Source organism: Pseudophaeobacter sp., from assembly GCF_048267565.1.
Classification (GTDB): domain Bacteria; phylum Pseudomonadota; class Alphaproteobacteria; order Rhodobacterales; family Rhodobacteraceae; genus Pseudophaeobacter; species Pseudophaeobacter profundi.
Map to the genome: position 1 here is coordinate 250,600 of NZ_JBLWXG010000001.1, position 12,403 is coordinate 263,002.

10 protein-coding genes are annotated in these 12,403 nt (G+C 58.6%); 4 read left to right on the top strand and 6 right to left on the bottom strand.

Annotated elements, in window-relative coordinates; genetic code table 11:
* Nucleotides 1-232: 232 nt before the first annotated feature.
* The 3 genes from ACN0VH_RS01230 (at nt 233) to ACN0VH_RS01240 (ending at nt 2,704) form a co-directional block, all read left to right on the top strand.
* Nucleotides 233-901 carry a DUF1007 family protein gene (locus tag ACN0VH_RS01230; RefSeq protein ID WP_417699208.1) on the top strand — a complete coding sequence of 223 codons (669 nt, stop codon included), beginning with the start codon at nt 233-235 and terminating at the stop codon, nt 899-901.
* Nucleotides 886-1,872, top strand: coding sequence for a nickel/cobalt transporter (locus ACN0VH_RS01235; protein ID WP_417699209.1), 987 nt, complete (start codon nt 886-888; stop codon nt 1,870-1,872). Before ACN0VH_RS01230 ends, ACN0VH_RS01235 begins: the two co-directional genes overlap by 16 nt.
* A gap of 76 nt (nt 1,873-1,948) precedes the next feature.
* Entirely contained in the window at nt 1,949-2,704 is a 756-nt protein-coding gene (locus tag ACN0VH_RS01240) for a heme-dependent oxidative N-demethylase family protein (protein ID WP_417699210.1), read from the top strand.
* Between the two features lie 5 nt (nt 2,705-2,709).
* Here ACN0VH_RS01240 and ACN0VH_RS01245 read toward each other — a convergent pair whose 3' ends face one another.
* From ACN0VH_RS01245 to ACN0VH_RS01265, 5 genes are all read right to left on the bottom strand, one after another.
* Nucleotides 2,710-3,777 carry a hypothetical protein gene (locus tag ACN0VH_RS01245; protein ID WP_417699211.1) on the bottom strand — a complete coding sequence of 356 codons (1,068 nt, stop codon included), beginning with the start codon at nt 3,775-3,777 and terminating at the stop codon, nt 2,710-2,712.
* A 317-nt stretch (nt 3,778-4,094) separates the two neighbouring features.
* On the bottom strand, nt 4,095-4,892 hold the full coding sequence (locus ACN0VH_RS01250) for a lytic murein transglycosylase (protein WP_417699213.1): 798 nt from the start codon (nt 4,890-4,892) through the stop codon (nt 4,095-4,097).
* Between the two features lie 160 nt (nt 4,893-5,052).
* Nucleotides 5,053-6,321: an Hsp70 family protein gene (locus ACN0VH_RS01255; protein WP_417699214.1), complete on the bottom strand. Its 1,269-nt coding sequence runs from the start codon at nt 6,319-6,321 to the stop codon at nt 5,053-5,055.
* 172 nt (nt 6,322-6,493) lie between these two features.
* A complete protein-coding gene (gene glnA / locus ACN0VH_RS01260) occupies nt 6,494-7,900 on the bottom strand; it encodes a type I glutamate--ammonia ligase (protein WP_278922363.1) in 1,407 nt (468 codons plus the stop codon).
* Between the two features lie 39 nt (nt 7,901-7,939).
* Entirely contained in the window at nt 7,940-8,278 is a 339-nt protein-coding gene (locus tag ACN0VH_RS01265; RefSeq protein WP_232402261.1) for a P-II family nitrogen regulator, read from the bottom strand.
* Nucleotides 8,279-8,462: 184 nt separating this feature from the next.
* On the opposite strand from ACN0VH_RS01265, the gene ACN0VH_RS01270 reads away from it, so the two are divergent.
* Nucleotides 8,463-10,202, top strand: coding sequence for an NAD(P)H-hydrate dehydratase (locus tag ACN0VH_RS01270; RefSeq protein ID WP_417699215.1), 1,740 nt, complete (start codon nt 8,463-8,465; stop codon nt 10,200-10,202).
* Between the two features lie 541 nt (nt 10,203-10,743).
* Here ACN0VH_RS01270 and ACN0VH_RS01275 read toward each other — a convergent pair.
* A complete protein-coding gene (locus ACN0VH_RS01275; protein WP_417699216.1) occupies nt 10,744-12,234 on the bottom strand; it encodes a methyl-accepting chemotaxis protein in 1,491 nt (496 codons plus the stop codon).
* Nucleotides 12,235-12,403 lie beyond the last annotated feature (169 nt).

Genomic DNA, 12,403 nt, shown 5'->3' on the forward strand with positions numbered 1-12,403 from the left:
CGTGGCGACAAGGCGGTCGGGCGAAAGGTCACGTGAAGGTGATGCACTGTGCTTGCTGGCACAGGCCCCTGGCCGCCTGTGCGGCCGCTATCGTTTGGGGTGTCGTTTCTGTTGCATGCCTTAGGGTGGCGCCAGAAACCTCTGGCCTGTCAGCGCCTTATTGCCGATGCGACGTCCTGGGGCAGGGCTGCGCGATTGCGGCGGGCCTGGTCTCGCCATAGACTCTCGCCTTATGAGGTTTCGATTTTTCTATTCCGGGGTGCTGGCAGCGGTGCTGCTGCCTGTGCCTGCCGTGGCGCATCCGCATATCTTTGTGGATACCGGGTTTGCCTTGGAATTTGACGATGCAGGCCGTCTGTCTCAGGTAAAAGTCACGTGGCAATATGATGAATTCTATTCGCTTTTGATCACCGAAGACCTGCAGCTGGATCAGGATGGTGATGGGATCTTAACCCCGGCAGAGCGGGCGCGGCTGATTGGTTTCGATACCAACTGGGACGAGGGATTTAACGGCGATCTCGAAATTCATGCAGGGGGCGCACTCTTGGCGCTTTCGGGGCCGCTGGAGGCGACCACCGCGCTGGATCAGGGGCGCATCATCAGCAGTCATATTCGGCGCATCGCCCCCACGGATAGATCGCGGCAGGGGCCGATTTCGATGAAAGCCTTTGATCCGTCTTATTACACAGCCTATGATATCACGCTGCCGGTGACCCTGCCTGCGCGACAGCAAGGGGAATGCCTGCTGGAACTGATAGAGCCAGATATCGTCGGCGGTTTGGCGCAGATGCAGGCGCAGCTGTTGCGGCTGGATGCCAATGCCGACTTGGAAGAAAACGACTTCCCCTTGATCGGCGGCGAGTTCGCAACAGAGATCCGTGTTTCATGCTCCACCTCGTAAAACCCCTAGCCCTACTGGCCGCAAGTCTTGTGCTTTGTTTACTGCTCTGGTGGGGGGCGCAGGATGTTCTGGCCCCACTGGGGGAATGGGCGGCGGGTCACCAGCGCGCGTTTCAAAACCAGATTGCCCGCAGCCTGCGGGCCCTGCGGGCGGCGGAACCTGGGGCCTTGTCGGTGTTGATGCTGGTCTGTTTTTCCTATGGGTTCTTTCATGCGATTGGGCCGGGTCATGGCAAGATCCTGATTGGTGGATATGGCATGGCGCGGGCGATCCCCTGGGCGCGTCTTGGTGTGTTGGCACTGGTTTCCAGCCTGGGGCAGGCGGTGACGGCGGTGGTTCTGGTCTATGGCGCGATCATGCTGTTGCAGCTGGGCCGCGACAGCATGATCGGTATCGCCGAAGACACCATGGCTCCGGTCAGCTATGCGGCGATTGCGGGCATTGGTCTGTGGCTTCTGTTGCGGGGGCTAGGCAAGATGTTCCGCCGGTCGGATCCAGCAGATGGCACTGGCGATCCCCAGCCTGCTACAAGCCCGCATGCACATGGCGGGCATCAGCACTGTTCCCATGTGCCGCCCTCTGCTGATCCGGCAGCGCAGCCCTGCGCCGACTGCGGCCACCACCACGGCCCCAGCCTGGCCGAGGTCGAGGCGGTCTCGGGTTGGCGAGAAGCCCTGCTATTGATTGCCAGCATCGCAGTCAGGCCCTGCACGGGGGCGCTGTTCGTGCTGATTATCACCTGGCAGATGGGCATTGCTCTGGCTGGGGTTGCAGGGGCCTTTGCCATGGCCCTGGGGACGGCCTCGGTGACCATTGCTGTCGGCTTGGCGGCGCTTGGGCTGCGCGGCAGTGCGCTGGCGCTGTTCACAAGGGCGGGGCGGGCGGCACAGGTGGTGCCTGTGTTAGAGGTGGGGGCCGGGTTTCTGATCGCGCTTGCTGCGGCAGGCATGCTGGTCCAAAGCCTGAGCTAGAGCGCTGTCGTTTTTGCGCGAACCTGGGGGCGGGATTTGTTATGCAGATGCGCAACAGCAAGCCGGGGCCACGCATATGATTCTGCAAAAATCCATTCCTCATAACCCTTTGGCCGAAAACAAACTGCCAGGAATCGCGCCTTTGCAGATGGCGGATTGGTTGCAACCGGATGAAGCCTTTGCAGGCCAGATGGCAGAACGCGAAGCATTGCTGGCGGCGGCGCGCGATCAGGTGCTGCAGCTGGATCCCGCGGCCTTTCCGGCGGCACAAGAGCTGTTGCAACTGGTGCTGGATCATCGCTATGGCGGTGCCCGGGACCAGGTTACGCGCCCCGACGGGGTTACGGTGAGCCTGGACTGGCAAGACCCGCTGGCCACGCTGGGCCAGATCTGCCAGGAAGATTTCTGCATACTGGAACGGCATGAGGACAGCCGCGAACATGTGCTGACAGGGGCGGTGCTGTGTTTTCCGGCCAGTTGGACGCTGCGCGAGAAATTCATGCGCCCTTTGGTTGGCATTCACCATACTGTGGATAGCTATGACGGCAATATCGCCGCCCGTGTTCAGCGCCTGTTTGATGGGGTTCAGGTAGGGCGTCCGCTTTGGCGGTTCAACGCGCTGTGGTACCAGGCACCCGATCTGCATGCGCCACGGTTGGAAAATGCCCCGCGTGACGACAGCCATGCCGACGACGCGCCCTATATGCGCAGCGAACAACAGGTGATCCTGCGCTTGCCCAAGACCCGCGCGGTGATCTTTTCGATCCATACCTATATGGTTCACAAACAGGATGTCATGGCGCAGTGGGGTAGTGTATCCGCTGCGCGATAAGCGGATTACTGGGGTAGAAAAGCGCGGGCAGCGGCCTGCACCATGCCCGAACCATGCAGGAACAACACCACAAAGGCGGTCAGCACAGCCCGCAGAGAAAATATCAGATCAACCCCGCGCAGACCGTTTGTCAGGGTCGAAACAGTGGCACGAGGCAGGGCCAGCAGTCGGTGCAGGCGGTTTTTGCCAAAGACCGACTGATAGCTGACCTGTGGGGCCGCGACAGCGGGCACCGGTTTTGCAGCACGCGAGAGCCTTGCACGGCCAGGAAGGGGCTGAAGTTCATCAAGATGGCGCTCCAGCTCCGGGGTGACTGCATCCGGCGAGCCAAAGCGCGCTTGTCCGCGGGCGCGCTCTGCCTCGGCTTCGGCGCGGGCCTTGTCTGCCTTCCAAAGGCGGTCGGCTGCGGCTGCCCGGGCTCTGCCTGTTGTGCTGTGCGCCGCATCCGCATCCGTGTCCGTGTCCGTGTCCGTGATTGTGGGTTCTGATGCGGTCCGCTTCAGGGGCTGCGGTACCATATCTGCCGTGGCGCTGGACATATCGTTCTGTGGCGCAGCCTGCGCGCAAGCCAAGGCTGCCGGTTCTTTTTTCGGTTCTACTGCGTGTGTCGCATCGGGTTCCAGCACCGGTTCTGCCCAGGTTTCCGCCTGTTCAAAGGCGCCAAGGAATTGTTTTGGTGTCAGGGCTTTATCGGTTTCCTGCCAAAAGATGACCAGCGGATCCAGCGCCAGTGTCAGCCGTTTCAACAGCTCGGCCAGCAGAATTTCAGTGATCTCCTGGTCGCAGCCCTGATGAAAACTGGGCGTCATCTTGAGTTCGATATAGGCGGCGGGCGTTGGCAGGTTTTTGGGGGTGCGCACCCCCAGCCGCAGGGGAATGCGGCGCAGACGCAGGCTCACACGGTAGTGATCGCAGTCCAGGCCAATGCGGTGGGGCTCGCGGGCGGTGATCTGCAGTGCGGGATGGCCAAACTCTTCCATCGTGTCCAGCAGCTCTGTCAGCGCCAGTGCCAGTGTTTCCTCGCTGCGGTGGTTAAACCCCAGCTTGCCTTTGTAATGCTCGATCTGTGCCACCGTCAGGGTCCTCCATTCGGGATGCTCTGGGGAAACAATAGGCGGCGATCTGGATCAAAAGTGAGGCAGTCAGGGTCAATAGGGGAATGAAACTTAAGATTTTCGCCAAATGGCATATGATCCGTAAAAATTAAACAAAATCAGGTTTTTGTATGTATGCCCTGGCTTCAGTTCGCCAGAATGGGGCAACAAATGGGCGCTCTGCGGCCACTTTGATGCCGCATCCCCTACAATTGCGGGATGTGGGCACGATTGTTCAGCCCGCCACAGATTCCCTGTTGCTGCGCGGCAGGGCGGTGCGGATGGGCCTGCACTGATTACTGATCAATTTGCCGCCCCATGATTGCCAGCGACTGTTGATACACCGTGGCGGCATTCCATTGCTTTAACACCTGGTAATTGCGCTGTCCCTCTTGGTATCCTTTGCCGCGTTTCCAGCCATTCTTTTGCAGATAGCGCGCGGTAGAGGCCAGGGCATCGCCCATGTCGTAGAAATTGACCCGGCCATCGCCATCCCAATCGACGCCGTACTGCAGCGCATTGCCGGGCAGAAACTGGGTATGGCCCAGTTCCCCGTGTTTGGCGCCCAGGGTGGCGCTGGTTATGGCCCCCTGATCAACCAGTTTGAGCGCACCCAGGGCGTGCGGTTCAAAGAAGTCAGAGCGGCGACAATCATAGGTCAATGTGACAATGGCCGATACCACCTGGCTATCGCCCATGAAATTGCCAAAGGCGGTTTCCATACCGTGGATGGCGATCAGAACGCCGGCCGGGACGCCGAATTTGCGCTCTAGCGCGGCGTAGAACTCCGGGTTGCGGGCTTTACGCTTGCGTCCCTGGGCCACGATTGTTGCGGCACCACGGATCTGCATGAACTTGTCCAGACTGTAGCGAAAGCTTTTCTGGTTGCGGTCGGCAGCGATGGTGCGGCTGGCATATTGCGCCTGTGCCAGGGCCTGCAACCCGGCGGGCTTTACCCCGGCACGGCGGGCATGTTTGGCAAAATCTGCCTTCCAGCTGTCAAACCCGGCAGCAGTATTGCCGCAGGGGGCAGAATGGGCAGCGCTCGTCAGGGCAAGAGAAAGGGCAAAGGCAGGCAAGGCAAAGGCGCGCATGAAATGGGATCCTGAAAGCAAAAGGGCCTGCAAAGCCTAGCCTGCCTGCTGGTAAAATCCAGCGGGAAAAGTTGGCCCTGCTTCCCAGTGAGCCCTGCTTGCCCAATCGGGCTGTGGCAGGTCAGACGTGCCACTGCCAGTCTGCCTGTGGGCTTTTGGTCTAGGCAAAGGCCCCGGCGGCGCTGAGCGCCAGCCCATCGGCCACCGCCGTCATGGCATTGTGGTTTTCAATCTGGGCATTGGGGCACAGCTGGCAGAGTGCGGCCTCTAGCGAGGACAGAAGGGAGGAGCCACCCACCATGACCAGCCGGTCGATCTGGCTTGGCGTGACAGCGCCGCGCGCCAGGGTTTCGGCAGCGCATCGGGCGATCTGATCCATCATCGCGGCCAGGCTGTGCTGCATCTGCGCCGGGGCCAGCGGGGCCGACAGCCCGCGTTCCAGGATCCGCAGATCGATGCGCGGGTTGCTGGTATCGGCACCATTGGTCAGGATCTTGCCACGTTCCACCGCAAAGGCCAGATCGTGCCCCAACTCATCCTCCAGCACTGAAACAAGGCGGTTTAGCCGCTCTGGTTCAACCGCGTATTTGGCCAGATCACGGGCAGCGCGGCGACTGTCGGCCGCATAGAGAAAGGGGATCATCTGCCAGGTGGCCAGATCATTGAACAACCGGTTGGGGGCGGGCAGGGTATCCTTGCCAAAGGCGTTGCGGATCTGGCCACCCCGCCCCAACAGCGGCATCACATGATCAATACTGATCTGGCGGTCAAAATCGGTGCCGCCCAGCCGAACCCCATGCGAGACTAGGATCTGCGTCTCGCCACTGGCGGCCTGTTCAAACAGGGTGAAATCCGAGGTGCCGCCGCCAATATCCACGATCAGCCCCAGCCCCGCTACCGGCGCGGCAGAGCGCACGGCGGCCTCTGGCTCGTACAGGAACTGCACATCTTCAAAGCCGGCCGCGATGTAGCAATCCCGCAGGTCGATTTCCGCTTGGGCGTCGCGGGCCGGGTCGGCACTGTGAAAATGCACGGGGCGGCCGGACAGCGCATAGGTGAAGCTTTGATTTGTGGCCGCTTCGGCGCGGGATTTCACTTCTGCCAAAAATCGGGCGATGATTTTGATAAAGTCGGTGACCTCTCCGTTCAGCCGCCGTTCTTCGCGCAACAGCGGCGTGCCCAGCAAGCTCTTGAGCGCGCGCATAAAACGACCCTCTTCCCCATTGATCAGCGCGCGAGTCGCCGCGCGACCAATGCGCATGGGGCGTTTGGGTTCAAAGAACACCGCTGTCGGCAGAGTGGTTTCGCCGGGCTCCATTTCAACCAGGAAGGGGCGCCCCCCCACGGCGATCCCCGCAGCGGAATTCGAGGTGCCAAAGTCAATGCCAAGGGTCATCGGCGCGGTGGGCGCGGGGGCGGTGTCAGGCATTAGATGGTTCCTCTTCAGGGGACTGGAACGCGCCTTCCTACAGAAGCCAAGCATCTGCTTCAAGAGACAAGCGCGCCCATGTCCATCTTGCACAGCCCGTGGCGTAAACACGGCAATGAAAAAAGGGCGCCCGATTGGGGCGCCCTTTCAAAACCAGTCTAATCACAAGGGATTAGCAGCTGTAGTACATGCCGTATTCAACAGGGTGCGGCGTGTGCTCATAGGTCTGAACTTCTTCCATTTTCAGAGCGATATAACCTTCGATCTGGTCCTTGGTGAAGACGTCGCCCTGGATCAGAAAGTCGTGGTCGGCTGCCAGAGCGTCGAGGGCTTCGCGCAAGGAACCCGCAACGGTTGGGATATCGGCCAGCTCTTCGGCGGGCAGATCATAGAGGTTCTTGTCCATGGCCTCACCGGGGTCGATCTTGTTCTTGATGCCGTCAAGACCAGCCATCAAGAGGGCTGCAAAGCACAGGTAGGGGTTGGCGGCCGGATCGGGGAAACGGGCTTCAACGCGCTTGGCCTTGGGCGATTCAGTCCATGGGATCCGCACACAGCCGGACCGGTTACGCGCGGAATAGGCGCGCAGAACGGGGGCCTCAAAGCCAGGGATCAGGCGCTTGTAGCTGTTGGTCGCCGGGTTGGTGAAGGCGTTCAGGGTCTTGGCGTGCTTCAGGATGCCACCGATGAAATACAGGGCTTCATCCGACAGATCAGCGTATTTGTCGCCAGCAAAGAGCGGCTTGCCGTCTTTCCAGATCGACATGTTCACGTGCATGCCGGTGCCATTGTCGCCATAGATAGGCTTGGGCATGAAGGTTGCGGATTTGCCGTAGGCGTGGGCCACATTGTGGATCACATACTTGTATTTCTGCATCTCGTCGGCCTGTTTGGTCAGGCTGTCAAAGATCAGGCCCAGCTCGTGCTGGCAAGACGCAACCTCATGGTGGTGCTTGTCCACTTTCATGCCCAGACGCTTCATGGTCGACAGCATTTCAGAGCGCAGATCCTGGCTTTCGTCGGTGGGGTTTACCGGGAAATAGCCGCCTTTGAGGCCTGGGCGGTGGCCCATGTTGCCCATTTCATACTCTGTATCGGTGTTCCAGGAGGCGTCTGTCGCGTCGACCTCATAGGAAACCTTGTTGATCGAGTTGGAATAGCGCACGTCGTCGAACAGGAAGAATTCGGCTTCGGGGCCCATGTAGGCCACATCACCAATGCCGGATGCCTTCAGATAGGCCTCGGCTTTCTGCGCGGTGCCGCGGGGATCACGCTCGTAGGCTTCGCCGGTGTCGGGCTCTACGATGGAGCAGTGGATGCAGATGGTTTTCTCGGCGTAGAAAGGATCTACATAGGCGGACGTGGTGTCTGCCATCAGTTTCATGTCGGAGTTCTCGATCGATTTCCAGCCTGCAATCGAAGAGCCGTCAAACATGAAGCCTTCTTCAAGGAAGTCTTCATCAACCAGATCCACATCCACGGTGACGTGCTGCAGCTTGCCACGCACATCGGTAAAGCGGATGTCGACATAGGCCGCATCTTCGTCTTTGATCATCTGGAGAACTGCTTCTGTGCTCATTCCCTTGGTCCTTCTGATTTTAATGTCAGGTAATTCGGTTTACAGCGCGTCCGTGCCGGACTCGCCGGTACGAATGCGGATGGCTTGTTCAACGGGAGAGACAAAAATCTTGCCGTCGCCAATCTTGTCGGTTTTTGCGGCCTCAATAATGGCCTCGATGGCGGCATCGACCTGGTCGGCCTCGAGCACAACTTCGATCTTCACCTTGGGGAGGAAGTCCACGACATATTCTGCGCCGCGGTACAATTCGGTGTGGCCTTTTTGACGGCCAAAGCCCTTCACTTCGATGACGGAGAGGCCCTGAACGCCGACGTCTTGCAGCGCTTCCTTCACCTCGTCCAGTTTGAACGGCTTGATGATGGCTTCAATCTTTTTCATGCCTGGGGCTCCTCACAACCTTGTCGAAGCTCCTCAGATCATTTCTGAATGGGAACGACAATGCGCTGTGCTGTCTCAGGTGTTGTGGTGCTGCAGTTTTGCATGCAAGCGATTAAAAAATGAGCGATGCGATTAAATATTGTGCGAAAGTGAATCGCCCAATCAAACACAAGGAAAGGGTGTCATGGCTGAACTGCTGACTGCCGCGCAGATGCGCAGCATTGAACAGGCCGCGATTGAGGCCGCGGAGGTGACCGGGCTGGAGCTTATGGAACGTGCCGGGCAGGGGGTGGTCGCGGCCATTTTCGAGACCTGGCCCGAGCTGGATCTACAGGACACGGGTGTGGGCGCAGGGCGCGATCTGGAAGAGCATCGCAAGAAAGAGGGGGGCGCTGCCCCCGATCCTGCGGATCCCCCCCGAGGTATTTTGGGCAAGATGAAAGCGGTGGTGCTATGCGGGCCAGGCAACAATGGCGGAGATGGCTTTGTGGTGGCGCGTTTGTTACGCAGATGCGGTTGGGAGGTGGAGGTGTTCCTTTTGGGGCAGCCCGACAGGCTGCCAGCCGATGCAAAGACCAACTATGAACGCTGGGTGGCCTGTGAAAAGGTCAAGCCGTTCCCCGAATATCGTGCCGGGGAAGAGGCGACAGATCCGGAGCGGAGAGGCCAAGCAGATCTGGTCATTGATGCCCTGTTCGGAACGGGTTTGGTGCGGTCGGTCGGGGTGGGGATTTCAAGATCCCTATCCGTTTTGCAGCGTCGCCTTTCTGTGGGTCATGCAAGGTGGGTCGGCGTTGATATGCCCAGTGGACTCTGTGCTGACAGTGGCAAGCTGCTCTTGGAGGAGGGCGACGATCTGTGGTCTGATTATGCGCTGACCGTTACCTTTCATCGGAAAAAAATCGGCCATCTACTCGCGCGCGGGCCCGAGTGTTGCGGGCCTGTCAAAGTGGCTGACATCGGGCTTGACGCTATGGGCGCGCGGGCTGGGGATGGCTTGGCTTTCGGTGAAACATCACTGCGGGGCGCTGACCCTCGCGGGGCTATCTGCCGCACAGTTGATCAGCCGCACCGTGATTGTTTAGCCAAAGGGAAACGTGGGCATAAGTATTCTCATGGCCATGCACTTGTATTGTCCGGCGGGCATGGCAAAACCGGTGCGGCCCGGCTGGCGGCGCGGGGGGCGTTGCGCATGGGGGCGGGGCTGGTGACGCTGGGGTCTCCGCGATCTGCCATGTTTGAAAATGCCGCACAATTGACGGCGATCATGCTGCATCAGATTGATGGGGCCTATGGGATCACTGAGCTGTTGGAGGACCAGCGTTTCAATGCGCTTTGTTTGGGGCCGGGACTTGGGCGCGGCATGGATACGCAGGCGGTGGTGATTGCGGCGCTAAAAGCCCAGAGGGCTACGGTTTTGGACGCAGATGCGCTCACCCGGTTTGAGCGAAACCCGCAGGTCTTGTTTGATCTGTTGCACGCGGGCTGCGTGATGACGCCCCATGGAGGGGAATTTGCCAAACTGTTCCCGGATCTGGCTGAAAAACTGGCAGCGCCGACACTGATCGGCCCGGCCTATTCCAAGGTTGATGCGACGCGTGCGGCTGCCGCCAGGGCTGGTTGTGTGGTGCTGTACAAGGGGGCGGATACGGTGATTGCCGATCCGGAAGGGCGCTGTTCAGTGCATTCAGCCCAAGATGAACGGGCCGCGCCCTGGCTGGCGACGGCGGGGGCGGGAGATGTCTTGGCCGGGTTTATTACCGGACTTATGGCGCGTGGGGTTGGGCCAATGTTGGCGGCAGAAGCGGCGGCCTGGCTACATGTGGACTGCGCGCTAGAGTTTGGCCCCGGTTTGATTTCGGAAGATCTGCCAGAGGCGCTTCCATCTGTGCTGCGTCGGCTGACCTCGTCGCAGAACCAATGAGAGAGGTATATAGCTAACGGAATTCGGTTTCCGGTTGAGTTCAAGCAGCGTGTTATGGTGCCGGTTGGGAAGCATGGGGCGAACTGGATTTGGTGCCGGGTATCGGTGCCTCTATTTATCATATGGGCGCGTCCTGGCGTTGTTGTGCATTGTTGCGCTTGGCTGTCTCAGAAATGGTTAGGGCCAGGAGGGAGTGGGCCAGGCATACTTCCCAAGCGCGCCGCGGCAGGCGGAGGGGGCTTCGCGGTCAGGCCTTCCAGCACATAAGGCGGTTTTCAAAAGTTGGCCGTGTCTTGCGGTGACCAGGTCAATCGAGTGAAGCGGGATTATTTCTGAAGTGGTGGTGCACCTAAAGGGAGTAACTTCGAACGCCCTTTAGGGAGAGCGGTAGCGTTGGGCAAAGGCTTATCAACCTAAACCGTCACCCCTATGGATCAAAGGCCGGTCATGCACCAACAATCAAACTGGACCGATTAGGCGGGCTGATCAATTGCCCATCAGGCAATCTGGAAATCTCAATCCGCGCATGGCTCAGCTTGGGTCAGGTTCCAACAACTCTCAGGTTTGATCCGGCATCCACCATTTCAGGAGAGCCAATCTTTGAACTCGGTGTGCCATCTGCGTCACCGATCTTAAATGAACCGACGAGACCATGAAGCATGGAGACATCTTGCTTCATGGACAGCATGGCCGCCGTCGCTTCCTCGACCATCGCAGCATTCTGCTGCGTGACCTGATCAAGTTGACTGACGCCCAGATTGATTTCCGACAACCCGGTCGCCTGTTCCTCAGCAGAACTAGCAACCTGGGAGGTAAGCACGACCGTTCGTTTCACATCGCCGCTCATTTTCTCCAGCGCTTTGCCTGTTTCATTGACAAGCGATACCCCCCCTTCCACCTGACGGGTGCTGTCCTCGATCAATGACTTGATTTCGTTCGCCGATGCAGCAGTGCGTTGAGCAAGCCCGCGAACTTCAGAGGCAACAACAGCAAATCCACGCCCAGCGTCCCCCGCACGGGCCGCTTCCACACCTGCATTCAGTGCAAGCAAGTTTGTCTGAAAGGCGATGTCATCGATGACATTGATGATCTGAGATATCTCACTCGCAGACTCTTGGATTTCATGCATCTTGAGAATTGCTTCCTGAACCACCTTGCTCCCGTGATCGGCACTTTGACGTGTTTCGCTGACGGTCTGGTTCGTTTCGTGCGTGGCTTCTGCCGCAGATTGCATGCTCATACTGATCTCTTCGACTGCCGCCGCCGTCTCTTCCAGGGTCGCGGCCTGCGTTTCCGTGCGGTGCGAAAGATCCTCTGCGGATTGGGCCACTTCGTCTGCCCGAGAACTCAGGTTCGCCGCAGATTCTTGAATTCTTTGGAGAACTTCTCGTTGCGATAGCACCAAGCCGTTGAAGGCTTCTCTAACCGGATCGTAGCGCACAGGGTAGTCGCTCTCTTTGGAGGATGGGATCAACTGTGTCAGATCGCGCGCGGCCATCTCCTGAATGCCGTTCGTCAGATACTTGAATGCCAGGTCTTGCTCTTCTTTTTCAGCCGCAAAATGGGCATCCAGAACCAGATGCGTGTCCAGTGCGAAGGCCCGGGCTATTGCGCCCATGATCTTCGGAAGGTTTCGCTTACTGAACAGGCGGAGCCCACCTACATACTTATTTAACAAGGATTCTTGTATGTACGAGGTCGCCTGAGCATAGCCGGAAAGGTAGAAAAGGAAGGGAAGTCCAATCCGTGGATGAATTCGGCCAATGCGATAGGCAGAGTCAAAATACTCCTGTGTAAACTCGCCAGACAGAAGCAACTCCCAGTGTTTCTTTTGACCCGCTTTGGCTTTGGCAATCAATGCTTGATCAGGAAAGAACCGGCTCATTTCCGGATCATCGGATATGAAGCCATAGAAATGATCCAGAACCTCCGGCAAGAGCGGGGCGACGAGTTTTCCGCCCTCCACCAAGTAACTTCGGTTCTTGTTGTCCAGATCAAATTTGGACAACGCTATGCTCTGTTCGTGTAACATTTTCTCACTCGTAAACTAGGAATAATACAGTAACACCATCCCTAATTTTAGAATGCGAAGGTTAAATTCGGTTGAATTTTGCTCTCGCGTTTGAAGCCGGAAGCATCGACCGATGCCTGGAACTTCGGCGTATGGTTGTCTGTTTCGCCCCTTTGGCCGTCCGTTCGTC